This window comes from Shimia litoralis (assembly GCF_005518135.1).
GTDB classification, from domain to species: domain Bacteria; phylum Pseudomonadota; class Alphaproteobacteria; order Rhodobacterales; family Rhodobacteraceae; genus Shimia_E; species Shimia_E litoralis.
Window position 1 is genome coordinate 123,994 of sequence record NZ_SULI01000005.1, and the last position, 21,768, is coordinate 145,761.

Here is a 21,768-nt window from a genome sequence, read left to right on the forward strand (position 1 = left end):
GCACATGCTGATCCTAGAATGCCCGTATTGTGGCGTACACGCCGAAGAAACCGAACTGCACGCCGAAGGCGAAGCGCATCTGAAGCGCTTTGGTCCCGGCTCAAGCGATGACGACTTCGAGACCTATATGTTTATGCGCGAAAACCCCAAAGGGGTGCATTTCGAACGCTGGCGCCACAGCAATGGCTGCGGCAAGTTCTTTCATGCCGCACGCTGTACGATGACACTTGAGGTGTTTGGCACCTATTCGGCCCAAACCCTTGAGCCACCAAAAGACATCAAAGACAAAATCTCGGCCAAACGACCTGGTTGGTCTTGGGGGAATTTCTCATGAGCACACGTCTCGCAACTGGCGGTCGCCTGCTGAACAAGAGCAAAGCCGTCGAATTTACCTTTAATGGCAAGCGCCTGAACGGGTTCGAGGGCGACACGCTTGCCTCGGCTCTTTTGGCCAACGACCAGATGATGATCGGTCGGTCGTTCAAATATCACCGCCCACGTGGCGTTGTGGCCAGCGGCGCAGAAGAGCCCAACGGCTTGGTCAATATGGGCGAGGGGGGCAAGTTCGAGCCAAACCAGCGCGTGACAACGACCGAACTGTTTGACGGTTTGACCTGTACGTCGCAAAACCACTGGCCATCGCTGGAATACGATGTGGGTGTGTTGAACAACTATGCCGCGCGGTTCTTGCCTGCCGGGTTCTATTACAAAACCTTTATGGCCCCTGCGGCGGCGTGGAAACACGTGTTTGAGCCGATTGTGCGCCATTCTGCTGGTCTTGGCAAAGCGCCCAAGGACCGTGATGTCGATACCTACGAACATTTCTATGCGTTTGTGGACGTGGTTGTTGTCGGCGGCGGTGTGGCGGGTCTTCAGGCTGCCAAAGCGGCTGGCGCGTCGGGTGCCAAGGTCTTGTTGATCGAACAAACCGCACATTGGGGCGGACGCGCGCCCGTCGACGGCGGCGAAATCGATGGCATGCCGATCGAGGACTATATTGCGTCGACGATCAATGATCTGAAAGCCATGGACAATGTCACCATGCGCAACCGTATGATGGGCTCTGGGGTCTATGATCATGGGTATGTGATGGGCTATGAGCGGGTGACCGATCATGCGCCACGTGCGGCTGGCCCGCGTCACCGCTTGTGGCGCATTCGTGCCAAACAAGTGGTCACCGCAACAGGTGCCATCGAACGTCCGCTGTCGTTTGCAGGCAATGATATTCCCGGTGTGATGCTGGCGGCTGCGCTGCGTGACTATGTGGTCGATTATGGCGTCTCGGTTGGGGATCGCACCGTGGTTGTGACCAACAATGACGATGCCTATCGCACGGCGATTGCCTTGAAAAATGCGGGCCTTGAGGTTCCGGTTGTTCTGGATGCACGGGCCTCTGGTGGCGGTGCTTTGGCAGACCAAGCCAAAGCCTTGGGCATTCGTGTCGAAAATGGCAAAGGCATTGCCAAGGTCAAAGGCGGTAAGCGCGTGACCAGTGTGGCGATCTGTGCGCAGGCTGGCGAAGGCTCGGTTCTTGAAGAGATCAAATGTGATGCCGTGGCGATGTCTGGTGGATGGTCGCCGGTCGTGCACCTGTGGTCTCACTGTGGTGGCAAGCTGATCTGGGATGACGCGCAAGCGCATTTCCGTCCAGATGCCAGCCGCGCCCCCACGGGTGCGGACGGTCAGGGCTTTGTCATCCCGGCTGGCTCGGCAAATGGCCCGTTTGGCTTGAATGCTGTTCTTGCCGATGCCAACGCAGCAGGCTTGGCCGCAGCGAATGCCGCAGGCTTTACAGCCGAGCTTGAGGCCCCCGTGGCCACAGACCTGCCCGAAGCCGCAATGGAACCGGTTTGGCTGATGCCACAGGGCGCGGGTCCAAAACTGCGCATGAAAGCATGGTTGGATTATCAGAATGACGTCAAAGTGTCCGACGTGCGTCTGGCGGCCCAAGAAGGCTATGAAAGTGTCGAACATACCAAGCGATACACCACGCTGGGTATGGCAACGGATCAAGGCAAGTTGAGCAACATCAATGGCTTGGCTACACTTGCCGGTCAGTTGAATGCGCCAATTCCTGCTGTGGGGACGACCACGTTCCGCCCACCTTACACGCCGATCAGCTTTGGCGCGATTGCAGGTGAAGCGCGTGACGCAGTGTTCCAACCGCTGCGGCGCACCCCGATCCATGACTATCACGAAGACCAAAAGGCGTTCTTTGAACCCGTCGGTCAGTGGCGTCGTCCGTATTGCTTCCCACGCAACGGCGAAACCCATGCCGCGGCCGTGAAACGCGAAATCTTGCAAACCCGCAATTCTGTCGGGCTGTTGGATGCGTCCACACTGGGTAAGATCATCGTCAAGGGGCCTGACGCGGGCAAATTCGTCGACATGTTGTATACCAACATGATGTCGACGCTGAAGCCGGGCAAATGCCGCTATGGTTTGATGTGCTCTGAAAACGGGTTCTTGTCGGATGATGGCGTGGTTGCACGCATCGACGAAGACACCTTCTTGTGCCACACCACCACAGGGGGCGCCGAGCGCATTCACGGCTGGATGGAAGACTGGCTGCAATGCGAATGGTGGGACTGGGATGTCTATACTGCCAACGTCACCGAGCAATATGCCCAAATCGCGGTTGTGGGCCCAAATGCGCGCAAAGTGATTGAAAAGCTTGGCGGCGACATGGATGTCTCGAAAGAGGGTCTGGCGTTTATGGAATGGAAAGACGGCAAGATCGGCGACTTTGACGCCCGCGCTTACCGGATTTCGTTCTCGGGCGAGCTGTCGTACGAAATTGCCGTGCCAGCCAGCCAAGGGCGCGCCTTCTGGGATGCGTTGATGGAGGCAGGTGCCGAATTTGACATCATGCCATACGGGACAGAAGCCCTGCACGTGATGCGTGCCGAGAAGGGCTTTATCATGATCGGGGATGAAACCGATGGCACGGTCATTCCGCAAGACTTGGGCTTGAACTGGGCGATTTCCAAGAAGAAGGAAGACTTCCTTGGCAAACGTGCCCAACTTCGGACCCATATGGCGGATCCAAACCGGTGGAAACTGGTCGGGCTCGAGACCTTGGACAGGTCGGTCATTCCGGATGGATCATATGCGATCGCCGCTGGTGAAAATGCCAACGGCCAGCGCAACACCCAAGGGCGTGTGACGTCGACGTATTATTCCCCGACCATGGATCGCGGAATTGCGATGGGTCTGGTGCATTACGGACCAGAGCGCATGGGCGAGGTTCTGGAATTCAACAAGGTAGACGGCACAACCGTCCAAGCCAAAATTGTCGATCCTGTGTTTTATGACAAGGATGGGGAGAAGCAAAATGTCTAAGGTTGTCAGTGCCCTAAACCACACCAAGGCCCACGGCTTTGTCAAAGTTGAAGAAACCGGAGTGCACGGCATGATCACTGTGCGCGGTGATCTGGCCTCCAAGGAAATGGCCGCTGCGCTGAAGGCTGCCATTGGTGCCGATGTTCCGGATGTACGTCAGATCGTGCATGCTGACGGTGGCGCGGTGGCATGGATGTCGCCTGACGAGCTTTTGGTGATGACGGCCTATGATCAGGCCAACGACACGGTTGCCAAGCTGACAGAGGCGCTTGGGTCGGTGCATGCGTTGGTGGCGAATGTGTCCGATGCGCGCGCCGTGTTCCGCCTTAGCGGTGAGAATGCGCGTGAAGTGCTTGCCAAAGTTGCTCCTGTTGATCTGTCAACCGAGGCCTTCGGCGCAGGATCGTTCCGCCGCTCGCGGATTGCACAGGTCGCCGCGGCGTTCTGGTGCAATGAAGACAACAGCTTTGAACTGGTCTGCTTTCGCTCGGTGGCGCAATACGTTTTTGACGTGTTGAAAGTGTCTGCCGAAGAGGGCGGCGAGGTCGGCTTTTTGTAGGCCCACGCATATATGAAATACTGAACGGCGTGTCCCCGGGGCGCGCCGTTTTTTGTTGGAAACCGGTTGACGCTAAAGAGAGACGACTTATACCAGCATTCAATCACTGGTTGAGCTTAGGTTTGTAAGTCAACTTATTTGTTGATGCAGGGAAAAACACATGACGTTCAAAAAGGTCTTTCAAGCTCTGTCTGTCGGTCTGATCTGCATGGCACAATCCGCAAGTGCCGAACGGTATGATTGCCACATCTCTGACAAGCCGAACCCTGAAAAGCCATTCCCGTATATCTTTGCCGTAGATGGAAAAAGCGGCATGGTCGGGGTCTTGGATCCAAGAATTTATGCGAAAAACCAAAAACTTCCGCTGATTGTGACCGCCTCTCGAAACTCTGCGACGCAACTTGAGGTGCGCTGGAAGCTCAAAGACATCGACGTCACTGATCATCAGACAGGATCGACTGACCAGACTTTTGATATCGGGTATAAGGCGCGCATTAACAAGAAATCCGGGGCGGCGACACTCAAGATAAATATCGGTGGATATGGCGGTGTGCTTGAAAACGGCACATGCAAACGCACAGGCAAGCCGACAGTGTCTTATGAGGGCAAGCGCATTAAGCGTCAGCAATTAAGCCCACCGGCTCATCAAACAATTGCAGATTGCTATAAGACGCCTTTGCTGTGTTGATAGGGGCGGCGTGGCATGCATCTGGAAAACAACCCTGTAAACGGCTTTTTTCCGCAAGGGGGATTGAATTCCGGACACCAGACAGGCCATCTTGAGGAAACGGGGGCAAAATGCCGCCGATATCATCAAAAGAGGCGCCAAATGAAACAGATACTAGGGGTGGTCGCATTTGGAATGACGGTCATGTCAGGTGTTTCGGCCTATGCCGAAGCCCTGAACTGTACGTTTCCCAACCAGAAAATTGATGGCTGGATACGCGGACAGGTGTTTTTGAAACCTGACGGGGCAGGGGCCTATACGGTCTATGACTCTTTGATTAACCAGAAACATGGCGGCCCCATTGCGGCACGTGTGTCTGCGGATAATGACAAACGTCTGACCGTCAAATGGACCCTCAAAAGAATTGAACTGCGCCATGGTGATGCACCGCGCGTCGATTACACGCTGAACTATCTCAAACGGGATGGCAGCGCGACGATCAACGCACAAGCACCGGAGCTGAATGATTATAACAAATCAAGCTTTGCTGGCGGGACTTTTGGCGCGCGTGGCTCCTGTCAGGCAAAGTAAGCAAGTTTCGCACAAAAGGTTTGGCGCAAATTGCCTTTGCCTCTTGACGTTTGGCACCAGAAACTCACATCTGTAGCCAAGACCAAAACGCCCGAACAAAAGGATACCAATCATGGCTTTTCAACTTCCTGATCTTCCCTATGCACATGACGCGCTGGCCGATCTCGGCATGTCTGCCGAAACTCTCGAGTTTCACCACGATCTGCACCACAACGCATATGTGACCAACGGAAACGCGGCAATCGCGGGCACCGAATGGGAAAACAAGTCGCTGGAAGACATCATCACCGGCACATACGATGCATCATCCGTGGCCCAAAATGGTATCTTTAACAACATCAGCCAGCTCTGGAACCACAACCAGTTCTGGGAAATGATGGGCCCAGGCAAATCGGCCATGCCCGGCGCGCTTGAAAAAGCCTTGATCGAGAACTTTGGCTCGGTCGACGACTTTAAATCGCAATTCTCTGCTGCTGGCGCTGGCCAGTTCGGATCCGGCTGGTGCTGGCTTGTGAAAAATGCTGACGGATCTTTGGCTGTGACCAAAACCGAAAACGGTGTGAACCCATTGTGCTTTGGCCAGACCGCGCTGTTGGGCTGCGATGTGTGGGAGCACTCATATTACATTGACTTCCGCAACAAGCGCCCTGTGTACCTGACCAACTTCTTGGACAATCTGGTCAACTGGGAAAACGTTGCCTCGCGCATGTAATTCTTTGATTTAGAACGTATTTTTAGGCCTCGCAAAAATCTTTTGCGGGGCCTTTTGTTTCTGCCCATTGCTATTGTCTGCAATTCCTTCCATCACTTTGAGATTGGAAAAGGATTGCCCGATGTCAGAAACCAGATCAGGTGTGTGGGCCATGCTTATGGCATGTGTGGTGTGGGGGCTTTCCCCGCTGTTTTATAAGCAGCTCGCGCATGTTCCCCCCATCGAAGTCTTGGCGCATCGAACCATCTGGTCTGCTGTGTTTTTTGGCGTGGTGCTGTTGATCCAGCGCCGCCTGCCGGAACTCAAGGCTATTGTACGCTCACCCAAAAGCATGATCATCACGGTGCTTGCGGCGCTGATGATTTCACTCAACTGGTTTATGTTCATTTGGTCCATCGGGGCCGGTAAAGCGACCGAAGCGTCGCTGGGGTATTATCTGTTTCCATTGGTGGCGGTGCTGATCGGGCGCGTTGTTTTTGCGGAACGTCTTACGCCGCTTCAGTGGGCCGCTGTCGGGCTTGCGGCCTGTGCGGTGCTGGTGTTGACGCTGGGCCTTGGTGTGGCCCCATGGATCGCGCTTGCGCTGGCGGCAACATTTGGCATGTACGGCTTGATGAAAAAGGGGCTGACCATCGGTCCGGTGGTTTCGGTGACCGCCGAGGTCATCGCCCTGAGCCCGATTGCGATCGCGGTCTTGGTATGGAGCCATATGTCTTCACAAGGCGCGTTTGGCGCATCGTTCAAGGACACAAGTTTGTTGATGTTTTCCGGCGCGCTGACCGCAACACCGTTGATGTTCTTTAGCTACGCTGCAAAACGCGTGCCGATGGCGACCGTGGGATTGGTGCAATACCTCAATCCCACGCTTCAGTTCTTATGTGCGGTGATGGTCTTTGGTGAACCTTTTGGTCCTTGGCACAGCATCGCCTTTCCGATGATTTGGGCGGCTTTGGCGGTTTATACCTTCGCCACGTGGCGTCAGGAAAAGGCCCGTACCAAAGCAGCCTCGAGCGCGTCGACATCTGGGGCAATCTGAACAAAATCGCGCAGGCTCTGATCTGCGAAACCCTGTGCGATGACGTGATCCAGCATGGCCACAAGCGGATCCCAGTATCCATCGGTGTTCAAAAGGATCAGAGGTTTGTTGTGCAAATCCAGTTGGCGCCACGTCAGGACTTCGAAAAACTCGTCAAGCGATCCTGCCCCACCGGGTAAGACGACGATGGCATCCGAATTCATGAACATAACTTTTTTGCGTTCATGCATGTTTTCGGTCACGACAAAACGGGTCAGATCAGTCTTGCCCACTTCGCGTTTCAATAGGTGGGTCGGGATCACACCAAATGTGTCGCCCCCTTCGGCCTGACAGGCATTTGCCACTGCGCCCATCAAACCGACATCCCCAGCGCCATAGACAAGCCGCCAGTTTTTCTGGGCCATCGTGCGCCCGAATGCCTTGGCTTGGGCCTCATATTTGGGGTTTAGGCCGGAACGTGAGCCGCAAAAGACACAGATTGATGGGTGTGACATGCAAATCCTCAATATCATCAAAGCAGTTTTGACCAGTGTTGCCCCTGTTGATATGTTCCCTGAACTAAGAAGGCTAGCGGAATTTGGGGAAAGGCTGGCATGACGAAAATTGCACAATTTTTGGGACAAAATGCTGTCGTAGTGGGCGGCACGTCTGTGGTTGCCGTGGTGGCCGTCATCGCGGTTGCGGTCAGCGGTGTCTTTGCGCCGTCCGTACCTGTGACCGATGAGACAAATACAGTTCAACCTGTGGCGCAGGTTCCTGACGAGGGCACAAGTCAAGAAGCCGCGATTGCCGAGGTTGTGGATCCTGAAAAGGTCACAGACGAAACCACGCCAGATCGTTCCAAGACCATCCCGCAATTTGATGTCGTCCGTATCGAACCGGATGGATCGACCTTGGTTGCCGGTCAGGCCGCCGCCAAGAGCGACATCGTGCTTTTGCTGGATGCGGTTGATCTTGTCACGGTCACCACGGATTTTGCCGGAAAATTTGTTGCGTTTGTGTCCATCCCCCCAAGTTATGAGCCGCAAATTCTAGCCTTGGTTCAGCGCCACGAGGACGGAGACGTGTTCTCCGAACAAACGGTGATTATTTCACCTACCTTGGTGGCCAGCACAGCGGACCCAATCCCAACCCCAATTCCTGCTGACCCACAAAGCCCAGCATTGGACCAGACAACAGAGTTGAACACATCGCCGACGCCTGAAGCGACGCCAAGTCCGACTGCGCCAACAGACGCGCCAGCCGTGATCTTGGTGGATGCCGACGGCGTCAAGGTCGTCCAGCCGCCGCGCGATGCAGCACAAGGCCCCGAGGTCATGTCGACCGTGGCCTTGGATTCCATCAGCTATTCGGATGACGGCGAGGTCGAGCTTGCGGGCCGTGGCCGTCGCGACGGATCCGTGCGGGTCTATCTGGACAACACGCCCATCACGACCTCGCGTATTCGCGAAGACGGCAACTGGCGTACCGAGCTTCCGGATGTGGACACGGGTGTTTACACGTTGCGGGTTGACGAAGTGGATGCCTCCGGAGAGGTGATCTCGCGCGTGGAAACGCCCTTTCAACGCGAAGATCAAGATACCATCGACACAGCCACAGCGGCCCAAGACGCGCAAACCCGAGCTGAGATCATAACCGTGCAACCGGGATCAACGCTTTGGGCGATTGCCAAGTCACAGTATGGCGAAGGGCTGTATTTTGTGCGCGTGTATGAAGCCAACAAAGACCGCATTCGCGACCCCGATTTGATCTATCCGGGCCAGATTTTCGACATCCCGAACTGATCTTCGCATCCTCGAAGGTGCGACTGTGTGAACCTGCGCGGGATAATTCTCGGGCCTGTCTGGTCATTTTGCCTGACGGCCACTACCTGTGTGTATGAAAAATCAGGACATATTTTATGAAAACGTGGCATACAGCGTCATCCGAAGAACTTTCGCGCAACGAAAAACGGTCAGGCATTCGGACAATCCGCAAAGTGTTGCCGTATCTGTGGCCAGAGTCCGCAAGTTGGGTCAAACAACGGGTGGTGCTGGCGTTGCTGGCGCTGTTGTTGTCCAAGATCGTCGCGGTCGGTGTGCCGATGATTTACAAGCAAGCTGTGGATGCTCTGGCAGGGGATGCCACGTCGCAACTCATGGTGGGAGCGGTAGGTCTGACCGTTGCTTACGGCATGGCGCGGTTGATGTCGGTCGGGTTTCAGCAGTTGCGCGATGTGGTGTTTGCCCGCGTGGGCCAACGGGCGCTGCGTGCGCTCGCACTTGAGACCTTTGAACATATCCACCGCCTGTCGATGCGATACCACATCACGCGAAAAACCGGCGGCCTGAGTAGGATCATCGAGCGGGGCGTCAAAGGGGTTGAATTCCTGCTGCGCTTTTTGCTGTTCTCGATTGGGCCGCTTGTGCTCGAGTTGTTGATGATCTCGGTGATTTTGTTCTGGCTGTTTGATGTGTGGTATTTGGCGGTCGTGACGCTGACCATCGCCGCCTATGTCTGGTTTACCTTTGCGGTGACGGAATGGCGCGTCAAACTGCGTCGCCAGATGAATGACCAAGATACGGACGCGAACCAAAAGGCGATTGATAGCCTTTTGAACTTTGAGACCGTGAAATATTTTGGCGCCGAAAAACGCGAAGCCGCACGGTATGACGAGTCAATGGCAGGGTATGAAACGGCTGCGCTCAAGACGTCGTATTCCTTGGCAATGCTCAACTTTGGTCAATCCATTTTGATCACATCTGGCTTGGTGATTGTGATGGTGCTTGCCGCCCGAGGCGTGCAGGCAGGGGATTTGACGGTCGGTGATTTTGTCATGGTCAACGCCTATATGATCCAGATCACCATGCCGTTGAATTTCTTGGGAACGGTGTACCGCGAAATCCGCCAAAGCCTTGTGGATATGGGGGAAATGTTTGATCTGTTGGAACAACCCTCAGAGGTCAGTGATGCGAAAAACGCCAAGGACTTGGTGGTAGACGGCGGTGCGATCGAGCTTGAGAATGTGGTGTTTGGCTATGAAGAGGCGCGCCCAATCTTGCACGGAGTCAGCCTTAAGGTCGGCGCCGGACAAAACGTGGCCATCGTTGGTGCCTCGGGGTCGGGGAAATCCACAATTGGGCGTCTATTGTTCCGCTTCTATGACGTGAAAGGGGGCGCCTTGCGTATTGATGGGCAAGACATTCGCGAGGTCACGCAAACAAGCCTGCATGATGCCATCGGGGTCGTGCCGCAGGATACTGTGTTGTTCAATGATACCATTCGATACAACATCGCCTACGGGCGCGATACGGCCACCACACAGGACGTGATCGAGGCAGCGCAGGCTGCTCAGATCCATGACTTCATCCAATCTTTGCCCGACGGGTACGATACCATGGTGGGCGAGCGCGGTCTCAAGCTGTCTGGGGGTGAAAAACAACGTGTGGGCATTGCGCGTACATTGCTCAAGAACCCGCCTATTTTGTTGCTAGACGAAGCGACATCGGCGCTTGATACAGAAACCGAGCAGGACATCAAAGAAGCGTTGGCGCTTGCGGGGCAGGGCCGTACGGTCATTACCATTGCCCACCGCCTCTCTACCATTGCCGAAGCAGACCGTATTGTGGTGTTGGAAAATGGACAGATTAAGGAAGAAGGAACGCATACTGACCTTCTTGCGCGCAACGGACGCTATGCCCAGCTTTGGCAGCGGCAACTGGCCGAGAACGACGCGGCATAGGGGCCTGTCGCCATCGCGACTGGATGAGGTCACAAGATAGCGTAGATCGCAAAAGGCCGTCGCAGATTGCGACGGCCTTTTTGGTTTCCAGTGCATCAGAGATGCGGTGGCGGATCACGTTATTCCGCAGCGCGCAGACGCGGGTCCGTGCCGTCTGGTGGTGTGTCCTCAGCGTCCCCCATGTCAGATGCATCATCGGAGTTTTCCTTGGTTGCATCTGCCGGTGTCGCGTCTTCTGCAGGGGTGGCGTCGTCGTCCATCCAGATGATTTCTGGTGCTTTCACGCGACGGGCTTCGCGGCGCAAGGCCCAATCTTGAGCCGCGCGGCTTGACCGCCCCATCGATAGGCGCGCAAAAAGCTGGACCATCCATTGCAGATACGTCGTGAACCAGACCCGCAAGGCCAGCATTGACGGTGTAAAGACCAGTGTCAAAACCGTGGCGATGCCCAGACCAAACACCACAGCAGTGGCCAGCTGTGTCCACCAAAGCGATGTGGGGCTGTTGACCGAATAGCCGCCGTATTTGAAATCAAGTGACAGGCCAAACATCATCGGGGCCAGACCCGCCATCGTGGTGATTGTTGTCAGCAACACAGGCCGAATACGCGCCTGAGCGGTGCGCACAATTGCCTCGATGCGGGGCATGTATTGTGAATATTCCTGATAGGTATCAATCAGAACAATGTTGTTGTTCACAACGATCCCTGCCAACGCGACGATCCCCGTTCCTGTCATGATAATGGAAAATGCCTGATCCATGACCAGCATGCCGATCAATACTCCGGCGGTTGACATAATGACCGCCAGCAAGACCAAGACAGAGTTGTAAAAACTGTTAAATTGCGCCAGCAGAATAATGAACATCAACCCCAAGGCACCCATAAAGGCGCTGGTCAGGAAGGCTTCGCTTTCGGCTTGGTCCTCTTGATCGCCTGTCCATTCCCATGCGATGCCAGCAGGAAACGGATTTGTGGCGAGCCAGTCGCCCAAAGCAGTGATGCGTTCGTTGGCATTCAAAGGCGTCGCGACAAAGCCGCGATCCACATAGTCGGTTCTGAGCGCCTCGTCGGCTTGCCAAACCGCGGTGTCGATGATGTCTCGTTCACCTGAGTCGGCATTGTTGAGCACCATAAGATCGCTGCTCACGCCTGCTTTGACATCAAAATACCGTTTCTGATCGATGCGATTGATTTCGGCCAGTTTGGCAACGGGCTTGCGGGTGATAAAGTTTGACAGCGGCACCAGACCATCTGCGGTGCGCACCTTCATGGTATCCAGCGTATACAGAACGCGGTCCTTTTCCGGCAGGCGCACGCGGATATCAATTTCTTCGTCCGAGCTGTCGACGCGCATGGTATCCAGCAAAATGCCGCGGGTGACCAGCTGCACCATGCCTCCCACTGTGGCGACATCGGCGCCATAGCGGCCCGCTTTGGCCACATCTACGTCGATCTGCCAGTCAATGCCCGGCAAGGGCAGGGTGTCTTCGATCAGGATCAGACCGGGGGTCTCGTCGAACTGGGCCCGTGCAAGGCTTGTCGCGTTGACCAAGGTGTCCCAGTCATCGCCCATCAGGCGCAGATGCACCGGCTTGGCTGACGCAGGACCGCGGTCTGCTTCCAGAATTTCGATGCGCACGCCGGGTATTTTTTCGAGATCGACAGTCAGCTCGGCAAGAATGGTGTTGCCATCCCAAGCGTCATCTTTGACGCTGCGGTTGATATCAATGCCCAACACCGAGAACCACGTCTTGCGGGTTTCTGGGCGGGCTTCCCATGGAATGGTTTCAAGCTGAATTTGCCCGATCATGTCTTTTGGGGCTTGGGCGCCGCCTGTGTTGCTGTCCAAGCCGCCTTCGCCTGCAAAAGAAAATGCAGTTTTAATGCCAGGATGCGCCAAGACAACATCTTCGGCCTGTTTTAGCAGGTCATCTTTTTGATCCAACGACAGGTTGCCGCGCGCGAGCACATACACAATGGCCTGTTCTGGTTCGGATTCGACAAAAAATTCGACCCCGTTGTTGTTTTCACCAAAATACCCAAACACCATAAAGACAAAGGCAACCACGGTGCCAATCGACACCAAGGGCATGATTGGGTTGCCGGCAATAAGTTTAATCAACCACCCAAAGGGTGACAGGCGAAAACCGGATTTGATTTTGGTTTTACGCCGCTCGATCCGTGCGGCCCCCATTGTGACAGAGCTGGAAAATGCCCCAAACAAGAAGATTGCAAATCCCGGCAGAAGCGCGATGACCCCCGTGGTATTGGCATCATCGCCAAGCAAATAGGTCGGGTTCAGGCTTTGCATGGCACCAATAAAGATCAGGTATAGAGACGGAGGCACCAATGCTGCGCGCAGCCACCAAGGTGCGCGGGCGCGCAATCCGTCAGACAAATGAATAAACATCCGGCTCATACGGCCCGACACGCCGCCCATCACCGGTAGATAGATCAACGCCACAACCAACGATGCCGACAGCACAAAGATCAATGTGATGGGCAACATGCCCATAAATTCGCCGGGAACACCGGGCCAGAACAGCATGGGCAAAAACGCGCAAAGCGTGGTCGCGGTGGATGACACAATCGGCCAGAACATGCGTTTTGCCGCCTCGACATAGGCGTGCATGGGCCCTGAGCCCTCTGAGATGCGTTTGTCGGCGTATTCGACCACAACAATGGCCCCGTCCACCAACATGCCCACAGCCAAGATCAAGCCAAACATCACGATGTTGGAAATCGTGATGCCCATCATCGCCAAGAGCACAAAACACAGCAAGAAGGATGTCGGAATCGCAAAGCCAACCAACAGGGCGGCACGTGTCCCCAATGCGGCCAGTACCACAATCATCACCAGCGCAATCGCTGTTAAAACCGATCCTTCCAGCTGGCTAACCATAGAGCCGACGATGCGGCTTTGGTCATTTGAGGTGCCAACCTCAATGGCGGCGTTAAGCTCGGCTGGCCATTCTGCAGAGGCCTTTGCCACCTCTTGCTTGACCAGTTCTGCGGTGCCAATAAGGTTAAACCCTTTGCGTTTTACAACTTGCAACGCAACGGTGTTATCCCCGTTAAAGCGTGCCGTGCCGATGCGATCCTCAAAGGTCAGGTTGATTTCGGCAAGATCCCCCAAGGTGACGACGCGGTCGCCGTTGACCTTGACGGGCAGGTTGTAAATGTCGCGCGGTTCATCAAAAGACGATGGAATTTTGACAGCAAATGACCCTTGTGCCGAGTCAATTTCGCCGGCCGCGATCAACTGGTTGTTGTTGACCACGACGCTGATCAATTCTGCGGCTGTCACATTATAGGATTCAAGGCGTAGCGGATCGATCACGACCTCGACCATTTCATCGCGGCTTCCGGCGATGCCTGCCTCAAGCACGGCATCCAGACTTTCCAGACGATCCTGAAGGTCATTGGCAATTTTGGTCATTGTGCGTTCGGGCACATCACCAGTCAAATTCACGATGATGATCGGAAATTCCGAAAAGTTGATCTCGTTGATCGTGTATTTCTCATACCCTTCGGGAAATTTGCCTTCGGCCGAATTCATGGCCTCGCGCACGTCAGCCATTACACGGGATTTGTCCCATCCGAATTCGAACTCAAGCGCCAAACCCGCATAGCCTTCGGCGGCGGTGCCCGTCAGGGTCTTGAGACCATCAATATCCGAAAGCTCGGTTTCCATTGGCTTGAGCAGCAACGTTTCGCTGTCGGCCGCGGAAATGCCAGGGAAGGGCACAGACACAAAAAGAGCCGGAATTTCAATATCCGGCTCGCCTTCTTTGGGCAGGCCCCAATATGCGTACCCGCCAACCGCGATTGACAGGACGATAAAGGCAAGAACCATTCGGGCCCGTCCAGCGGCCCAGTCGACGACCCCTATCATTGGCCAAGCTCCTGATAGGTCGGCAAGACAGCCACGTCATCCGTGACGAACTCCTGCCCGATAATGATCACGTCAATATTTTCCGGCAGGCCAGAGACCCAAATGCCCTTTGGGGTATCGCGCAATAAATCAACCTTCATAAAGCGCACCGTGTTTTCGGATGTGATGGTGCGCACGCCCAAGTGACCTTTGTCATTCAAGGTCAGGGCTGATTGCGGAATCAGGTGGGCTTGGGCCCCATCAGACGCAATGGCAATTTCTGCGGTCTGTCCATCGCGGATTTTCAAATCTGGGTTGGGCACGTTGATCTCAACGCGGAACGTCCGTGTCAAAGAGTCGGCTGAGCGCGAGAGAAAGCTGACTTGTCCGGTGACTTCTTGACCGGATGTCAGGCGTGCGCCAGCCATGGCACCGATCACAATGCGATCTACTTCGGTTTCAGGCACAAACCCCACAACCTTGATTGGGTCAAGCCGAATGATCGTGGCACAGAGCGATCCGGGCTGGAGAAGGCTGCCCAGTTCTGCTGTGTCTGCTTCGAGCAATCCGCCAAACGGAGCCTTGAGCGTCAAGCGGTCGATCTCGCGCTCGGCGGCTGCCACAGAGGCCTCTGCTGACTGAATGCTGGCTTGGGTGGATTGCAGTCCGCTTTGGGCGGCTGCCACGGTGGCTTCAGCTGCGCGCACAGAGGCTTGCGCTGACGCCACACGGGTTTCAGACGCAAATCCGCCCTCTGACAACTTGGATGCGGCGTTGTCGATGATGCGGGCCTCTTCAAGACGGGCGCGCGCTTCTTCGATGCGGGCTTGGGTTGCTGGGACACCGGCGCGTGCTTCTTCGAGACGTGCTTGGGCTTCGGCAAGGCTGGCCTCGCGCGTGCCGGGATCCAATTCGCACATCACCTGACCGGTTTTCACATGCGTGCCGCGTCGCAGGGGCGAAGAGATGATCTGTGCAGACGTTTCGGCGCGGACCTCAACTTGGCGATCTGCTTCTGTTTGTCCCCGCAAGACCACGGCGTTGTCCACAACCCGTGTGGTCGAGTGAATGGCGACGACCCGCACGGCGCCCTGTGCGGCGCTGTCCATGTCAGTCTCAGCGGCAGCGTTTTCGGGCGTCTGATCTGTTGTATCTTCGGTGCTCTCTGTTTTAGCATCAGTGCCCGCGGCAAATGCTAACAGCGCGTCGCGTTCGACAACAATAAAGTACAGAAACGCAGTGACCAATATCGCGGTCAAAATTGGAACTGGTTTCATCTGGTATACCTCAAAAAAAATGACTTATGTGCGACATAATCGCAGGAAATAGGAATGCAAGCACTAAACCAAATTATCTGAACTCACCCGTTCAGTTTATGGTTTTCAAACTTGGGCCGCAAGTTGGGTGGCGGGTGATCTGCGCACAGGTCTTGGCAGTCCGGCCCCTTCACGGTAAGAGAGGGCAAATCAAGGGAGTTACCGGCGTGAGCGATACCGACAGTTTCATCGAAGAAGTCACAGAAGAAGTGCGTCGTGATCGCCTGTTTGGCTATATGCGGCGGTACGGCTGGATCGCTGTGGGTGCGGTGGTTCTGATCGTAGGTGGTGCTGCGTGGAACGAATGGCGCAAAGCCGAAGCGATGGAACGCGCCCAAGCTACGGGTGACGCGATTTTCGCCGCTGTAGATCAAGAAGAGAATGCCGCGCGTGTAAAGGCGTTGCAGGCCTTGGATGTGCCCTCGACAGATGCCCAAGTGGTTGTGGACTTTCTGGAAGCCTCTCATCAGGTAATCGAAGGGGACAGTGCGGCAGCCGCGGATACGCTTGACGCGCTTGCGGCATCGGGTACCGATATGCCGGAAATTTACCGCCAGATTGCGGCGTTTAAATCGGTGACGGCACGCGGCTCAGATATGCCAGTGGCCGAACGGCGTGTGATTCTTGAATCGATGGCCGCACCCGGTGCGCCGTTGGCGCTCTTGGCACAAGAGCAACTGGCCATCCTCGATTTGGAAGAAGGCAAGACCGATGATGCTTTGGTGAAGCTGCAGGCCCTTATCCAAGACGCTGAGGCCACAGAAAGCTTGCGTCGGCGCGCAACACAGTTGATTGTAGCGCTAGGAGGCGAATTGCCAGAACGTCCGGTGCAGGCAGTTGGTCAATAAAGCATATTAAACGAGAGGCCGGGGCAGTGAAAACACGCACTATGATTTTTGCGCTGACAGGTGCAGCACTGCTTGGCGCATGCGCAGATAAAGAAATCATCCTTCCGGGAAAACGCGAGGATTTGCGCAGTTCGACCGCCTCAGAAGAGGTCGTTAATCAAGAACGCGCTATTCGTGTCCCGTCAGCGAAAGCCAATTCCAGCTGGACCCATCGCATCGGCTCGCCGTCATATCGCGTGTCGAACGCCGCCCTGTCGCAATCACCAAAACTGGCCTGGAGCGCAGACATCGGCGAGGGAGACACCCGCAAGGGGCGTCTGACCGCGGACCCCGTTGTGGCCGAGGGCCGTATCTTTACGATGGATACCGCAGCCAATCTTCAGGCGACTGCCACGAATGGCGGTGTGCTCTGGACAACAAACCTGACGCCGTCCACCGATAAAATAAGCGATGCCGTCGGTGGTGGTATTGCCTATGGCAACGGCAAGCTTTTTGTGACCACTGGGTTCGGGCGTCTGGTTGCCGTCAACCCAACGTCTGGCAAAGTGCTTTGGGAACAAAAGCTTGAAGCCATCGGTAGCGGAACACCGACTTATTACGGCGGTCTTGTCTATGTCGTCTCTGGGGATTACAAAGGTTGGGCGCTGAACGCCGATACAGGCAAGATCGCTTGGCAATTGTTTTCCATTCCGGCTGTGAACAACGTCCAAAGCCCGGCGGCACCGGCCGTCAACGACCGTTTGGTTGTTTTCCCGTTTGGTTCAGGTGAACTTCAGGCCACGTTCCGCCGGGGTGGTGTGCGCCTTTGGGATGCGGGTATTGCGGGCGAACGCTTGGGCCGGTCCATCAACAAGGTGGGCGATATTTCGGGTGATCCTGTGATTGATGGCTCTGTTGTGTACGCCGCAAACCACTCTGGTCGTATTGTGGCGCTGGACGTGGATACCGGCACCCGACGCTGGACCGCTGAAGAAGGGGCGCTAAGCCCTGTCTGGCCGTCTGGCGGATCGATTTTCCTTGTCAGTGATCGCAATCAGTTGGTTCGGCTTGACGCGAAGGATGGCAGCAGAATTTGGGCTGTGGATTTGCCAAAGTTTGTGAGCTTCAAACCCAAGAAACAAGCCGCACTTTATGCCCATTACGGGCCTATTATGGCAGGCGGCAAGCTGCGGGTTGTGTCTTCGGATGGCCTTCTGCGAAGCTTTGACCCCGCGTCTGGCCGTTTGATCAGCACTGCCGAAATTCCTGGTGGTGCATCCTCGAACCCGGTTGTGGCTGGGGGCGTTCTCTATGTTGTCGGCGGAAAAGGCCAATTGCACGCTTTCCGTTAAGCGTGAAATGGTATATCGCGGCGTCTTCATACGTGTCGGAGACATAAAATGAGTTTCACACTCGCCATCGTGGGGCGCCCGAATGTGGGCAAGTCCACTCTTTTCAATCGCCTAGTTGGCAAACGTCTGGCGTTGGTCGATGACCAGCCGGGGGTGACGCGTGATCTGCGCGAAGGTGAGGCCAAATTGGCCGATCTTCGTTTCACAGCGATCGATACGGCCGGATTGGAAGACGCCACCGATGACAGCTTGCAAGGGCGTATGCGTCGCCTGACAGAGCGGGCTGTGGGCATGGCGGATGTATGTCTGTTTATGATCGATGCCCGTACCGGCGTGACGCCAACCGATATGGTGTTCGCTGAAATTTTGCGGAAAAAATCTGCGCATGTGATTCTTGCCGCAAACAAAGGTGAGGGTGCTGCCGCAGATGCTGGCGTCATCGAAGCATGGTCGTTGGGCTTGGGCGAACCGATCCGTTTGTCTGCCGAACACGGCGAGGGTCTGAACGATCTCTATTCACAACTGATGCCGTTGGCTGACGAGTTTGAAAAGAACGCGCAGGACACTGGTCCACAGGTTGATGTTGATGTCGACGAAGATGACGAAGAAGATGCAGTTCCCGTTCCAACGCGTTCAAAACCTTTGCAAATTGCCGTTGTAGGTCGCCCGAACGCAGGCAAATCAACCCTCATCAACAAGATCCTTGGCGAAGAGCGTTTGCTCACGGGGCCCGAGGCGGGCATCACCCGAGATGCCATCAGCTTGCGCATGGATTGGAACGAAACACCTGTTCGTATTTTCGACACAGCAGGCATGCGCAAAAAGGCCAAGGTTCAGGACAAACTCGAGAAGCTGAGCGTTGGCGACGGTCTTCGGGCGGTGAAATTCGCCGAGGTTGTTGTGGTTCTTTTGGATGCAGCCATTCCATTTGAACAACAGGATTTGCGGATCGCCGATTTGGCCGAGCGCGAAGGGCGCGCGGTGATTGTTGCGGTCAACAAGTGGGATGTCGAAACCGAGAAACAAGAAAAGCTGCGGGATTTGAAAGAAAGCTTTGACCGGCTTTTACCCCAGTTGCGTGGCGCACCTTTGATTACGGTGTCAGCGAAAACCGGGCGCGGTCTGGACCGTTTGCACGATGCGATTATGCGTGCCTACGAGGTCTGGAATCGCAGGATCACCACGGCGCAATTGAACCGCTGGCTGACGGGGATGCTGGAACAACACCCGCCCCCCGCACCGCAAGGCAAGCGAATCAAGCTTCGATATATGACACAGGTGAAATCACGCCCACCAGGATTTGTCGTCATGTGTAGCCACCCTGACAAGATGCCCGACAGCTATTCGCGGTATTTGGTCAACGGGTTGCGGGTTGATTTTGATATGCCGGGCACACCAGTTCGGTTGTTCATGCGCTCACAGAATGACCAAAACCCATACAAGGGGCGCAAAAAGGCCCCGCCGAGCAAGCTTCGCAAGCACCTCAAGGGCCGCAGCAAAGACTGAACCCGACGTTAGATTTGGAGTTTGCCGTAAACACGCTATAATTGCCCCCGTATGATGAATGTCATGCGGGGGTTACGATTTTGTGCAAGGCGGTTCCCTACGTAATGGGGATTGTCTGAGCAGTTTCACATAGGGGGCTGGCAATGGAAATCAGAGAGCAACTTCAAAAGTACACGGTCAAAGATGATCGTATCGGCGCGGTAAGTTATTTCGCGACTTTTGTGGTGTATTTTGGCTCGCTCTATCTGGCGATCACAAATGCGGCGCATTGGGGGGTGTTGATCCCCTGCATGATCATCAATGCGTTTGCGGCGGTGCGTCTGTATGTGTTGCAACATGATTGCGGGCATGCGTCGCTGTTCAAAAGCCGCAAAGCCAACGATCTGGCCGGAGAAGTCCTGTCGGTTCTGACGTTTGCACCCTACGCGGTGATGCGGTTCAACCATAATGAACATCACTCGCATCTTGGTAACCTCGAACATCGTGAGACGGGCGAAATCCATACCATGACGCTTCGGGAATGGAATGACGCCGGTGTCTGGGCGCGGCTGCAATATCGGTTGTATCGCAATCCGTTTATCCTGATTCCCGTGGGCAGCTTGTTCACCTATTTCATCCGCTACAGATGGCCGAAAAAGGCCGTTGATGTGGGGGCAGGTGGGGTTTTGCTGCACAATCTCGCGATCTTTGGCTATATGGCGGTGATTTGGGCTTTGGCTGGATGGACCGGTGTGTTGATTTGGTTCCTCAGCTCGTTCATTGGCGGAATGATTGGGGTGTTCATGGTGTATCTTCAGCACAATTTTGAAGACACCTATTGGGATCGCAAACCGGATTTGAACCCGCGCTTGGCTGCCCTTCAGGGCTCGTCAGCACTTGATCTGGGGTGGTGGATGGATTTGGGCTCTGCCAATATCGCCTATCACGACATTCACCATTTCAACGCCCGCATTCCGCATTACAATTTGCGCAAGTGTCATCAGGCCATCCGAGAAGAATATGACCTGCGCGTGATCAAATGGCCCGAGGCGTTGCGGTCGTTTTCGCTAAAGCTGTGGGACGAGGACCAGATGCGTTTGGTGCCATTTCCCAAGGCAGGGCGCACCGATACAGCGATCACACCCGCACAATAGATTAATTCTAGGGTGGTCTGTAACGGACAGGTTACAGGGCTCTGGCATACAAAAATGGGCCGTGTCGCAAGGCAGGCCTCTTTCCAGAAGTGTCGCAGATCATGTGTGTGGGGCAATGACCGTTATGAGCCCATTTTTTCGGTAGCTTCGGCTTTTCTAACAAACCGTCATAATGTCAGGCTGGGAAAATAAAGTGAGCGACTTTTCCCTCGAAGAAAACCATAAAATCATCTCCCGCCGCCATTTCTCGCGCTTTCTCACAGATTTCCTGTACCTCAACTCGACTTAACGCAAAGTCGTAGTTGTCTAGGAAGACAGCACTTTCAATTAGGCAACTCACTGACCAACTATATGGCTCGGACGCTTTTTCTGTTCTGGCTTGTCTAGCCCAATCAGTAGCCGAGTTGATGTTCTTTGCGGTTAGGTAGGTTGCTGCAAGGAATGCTGGTGCCTCACTTATTCCGCCAACTGCCGCTTTGTTCAGAAGTGGAACAGCCTCCAATGGCCTCCCCTTTGCTCGCAGAATCATTCCTGCTTCGTAGGCAGCTTCTGGGTCGTCCGGAGCCAGTTCAATCGCACGAGTACAGAATATCTCAGCTTCTTCTGTTTGCTTTGTTTTTCGCTTTAGCAAACAACCTTTTTTCGCGAGGTTAGCATTGTCCCACCATAAATCTCGGTTACTTGCACTGAGAGACTTGTTGAGCGCGTTAACCAGGAACTCTGGTGCTGCAGCATCTCTATTTGATGACAAATACCAAGACATCCCGAGTAGAGCCACACCCACGAGCCCAGCAAGTATTCTTGTCTTCTTCATTTCCCAGCCCCAAATGCCACAACTTTTTTACAAACGTCATCTAAATAATTTCGACCACATCCAATTTTTCGCGCTCGGCTTTCCCATGTTATACCTTAGGTATAAACATCAACGCAATTGCGCTTAACCGTGGGAAAAGTGAAATATTTCAATTCAGTCAATTGCAAGTTAGTCCGCATAGCCGCCGTTCCGAAAAAAGACACCCCCCGCAGAAATCTGCGAGGGGTGTTTTGTAGCAAGAGCCTGTTGCGCGGCGCGATGTGTCTGACTTTACAACACTTCCGGTAACCAGCGTGGTCGCAAGACCGGCCCTTTTC

At 54.9% G+C, this 21,768-nt stretch carries 17 protein-coding genes; 13 read left to right on the forward strand and 4 right to left on the reverse strand.

Annotation, left to right across the window (positions count from 1 at the left end; genetic code table 11):
* Positions 1 to 4: 4 nt before the first annotated feature.
* The 7 genes from FAP39_RS06620 to rarD all read left to right on the forward strand — a co-directional run bounded on the left by FAP39_RS06620 (position 5) and on the right by rarD (position 6,907).
* Positions 5 to 334, forward strand: a complete 330-nt coding sequence (locus FAP39_RS06620; RefSeq protein WP_138015610.1) for a sarcosine oxidase subunit delta — start codon at positions 5 to 7, stop codon at positions 332 to 334.
* Positions 331 to 3,342, forward strand: coding sequence for a sarcosine oxidase subunit alpha family protein (locus FAP39_RS06625; protein ID WP_138015611.1), 3,012 nt, complete (start codon positions 331 to 333; stop codon positions 3,340 to 3,342). The genes FAP39_RS06620 and FAP39_RS06625 overlap by 4 nt, the downstream gene beginning before the upstream one ends.
* Complete coding sequence (locus FAP39_RS06630) at positions 3,335 to 3,901, forward strand: sarcosine oxidase subunit gamma (protein WP_138015612.1); 567 nt, start codon at positions 3,335 to 3,337, stop codon at positions 3,899 to 3,901. The genes FAP39_RS06625 and FAP39_RS06630 overlap by 8 nt, the downstream gene beginning before the upstream one ends.
* A 160-nt stretch (positions 3,902 to 4,061) precedes the next feature.
* Positions 4,062 to 4,589, forward strand: coding sequence for a hypothetical protein (locus FAP39_RS06635; RefSeq protein WP_138015613.1), 528 nt, complete (start codon positions 4,062 to 4,064; stop codon positions 4,587 to 4,589).
* Between the two features lie 141 nt (positions 4,590 to 4,730).
* Positions 4,731 to 5,159 carry a hypothetical protein gene (locus FAP39_RS06640; protein WP_138015614.1) on the forward strand — a complete coding sequence of 143 codons (429 nt, stop codon included), beginning with the start codon at positions 4,731 to 4,733 and terminating at the stop codon, positions 5,157 to 5,159.
* Positions 5,160 to 5,271: 112 nt separating this feature from the next.
* Complete coding sequence (locus FAP39_RS06645) at positions 5,272 to 5,871, forward strand: superoxide dismutase (protein ID WP_138015615.1); 600 nt, start codon at positions 5,272 to 5,274, stop codon at positions 5,869 to 5,871.
* 121 nt (positions 5,872 to 5,992) lie between these two features.
* Positions 5,993 to 6,907: an EamA family transporter RarD gene (gene rarD / locus FAP39_RS06650; protein ID WP_138015616.1), complete on the forward strand. Its 915-nt coding sequence runs from the start codon at positions 5,993 to 5,995 to the stop codon at positions 6,905 to 6,907.
* Here rarD and FAP39_RS06655 read toward each other — a convergent pair.
* Positions 6,850 to 7,401 (reverse strand): LOG family protein, encoded by a 552-nt coding sequence (locus FAP39_RS06655; RefSeq protein WP_138015617.1) that lies wholly within the window; start codon positions 7,399 to 7,401, stop codon positions 6,850 to 6,852. The two genes, rarD and FAP39_RS06655, sit on opposite strands and share 58 nt — an antisense overlap.
* Before the next feature lie 99 nt (positions 7,402 to 7,500).
* On the opposite strand from FAP39_RS06655, the gene FAP39_RS06660 reads away from it, so the two are divergent.
* Both FAP39_RS06660 and FAP39_RS06665 read left to right on the forward strand, forming a co-directional pair.
* The gene (locus FAP39_RS06660; protein ID WP_138015618.1) at positions 7,501 to 8,691 is read left to right on the forward strand and encodes a LysM peptidoglycan-binding domain-containing protein; all 1,191 of its coding nucleotides are present in this window, start codon (positions 7,501 to 7,503) and stop codon (positions 8,689 to 8,691) included.
* A gap of 116 nt (positions 8,692 to 8,807) precedes the next feature.
* Positions 8,808 to 10,628: an ABCB family ABC transporter ATP-binding protein/permease gene (locus FAP39_RS06665; RefSeq protein WP_138015619.1), complete on the forward strand. Its 1,821-nt coding sequence runs from the start codon at positions 8,808 to 8,810 to the stop codon at positions 10,626 to 10,628.
* A gap of 119 nt (positions 10,629 to 10,747) precedes the next feature.
* Here the strand turns inward: FAP39_RS06665 and FAP39_RS06670 are convergent, their stop codons facing one another.
* Both FAP39_RS06670 and FAP39_RS06675 read right to left on the reverse strand, forming a co-directional pair.
* Positions 10,748 to 14,524: an efflux RND transporter permease subunit gene (locus FAP39_RS06670; RefSeq protein ID WP_138015620.1), complete on the reverse strand. Its 3,777-nt coding sequence runs from the start codon at positions 14,522 to 14,524 to the stop codon at positions 10,748 to 10,750.
* The gene (locus FAP39_RS06675; RefSeq protein WP_138015621.1) at positions 14,521 to 15,780 is read right to left on the reverse strand and encodes an efflux RND transporter periplasmic adaptor subunit; all 1,260 of its coding nucleotides are present in this window, start codon (positions 15,778 to 15,780) and stop codon (positions 14,521 to 14,523) included. Before FAP39_RS06675 ends, FAP39_RS06670 begins: the two co-directional genes overlap by 4 nt.
* 206 nt (positions 15,781 to 15,986) lie before the next feature.
* Here FAP39_RS06675 and FAP39_RS06680 point away from each other — a divergent pair, with 206 nt between their 5' ends.
* From FAP39_RS06680 to FAP39_RS06695, 4 genes are all read left to right on the forward strand, one after another.
* Positions 15,987 to 16,667, forward strand: coding sequence for a hypothetical protein (locus FAP39_RS06680; protein WP_138015622.1), 681 nt, complete (start codon positions 15,987 to 15,989; stop codon positions 16,665 to 16,667).
* Positions 16,668 to 16,693: 26 nt separating this feature from the next.
* The gene (locus FAP39_RS06685; protein WP_246058976.1) at positions 16,694 to 17,998 is read left to right on the forward strand and encodes a PQQ-like beta-propeller repeat protein; all 1,305 of its coding nucleotides are present in this window, start codon (positions 16,694 to 16,696) and stop codon (positions 17,996 to 17,998) included.
* Positions 17,999 to 18,046: 48 nt separating this feature from the next.
* Positions 18,047 to 19,504 (forward strand): ribosome biogenesis GTPase Der, encoded by a 1,458-nt coding sequence (gene der / locus FAP39_RS06690; RefSeq protein ID WP_138015623.1) that lies wholly within the window; start codon positions 18,047 to 18,049, stop codon positions 19,502 to 19,504.
* 143 nt (positions 19,505 to 19,647) lie between these two features.
* The gene (locus tag FAP39_RS06695) at positions 19,648 to 20,637 is read left to right on the forward strand and encodes a fatty acid desaturase (RefSeq protein WP_138015624.1); all 990 of its coding nucleotides are present in this window, start codon (positions 19,648 to 19,650) and stop codon (positions 20,635 to 20,637) included.
* A gap of 175 nt (positions 20,638 to 20,812) precedes the next feature.
* Here FAP39_RS06695 and FAP39_RS06700 read toward each other — a convergent pair whose 3' ends face one another.
* The gene (locus FAP39_RS06700) at positions 20,813 to 21,451 is read right to left on the reverse strand and encodes a hypothetical protein (protein WP_138015625.1); all 639 of its coding nucleotides are present in this window, start codon (positions 21,449 to 21,451) and stop codon (positions 20,813 to 20,815) included.
* Positions 21,452 to 21,768: the final 317 nt, after the last annotated feature.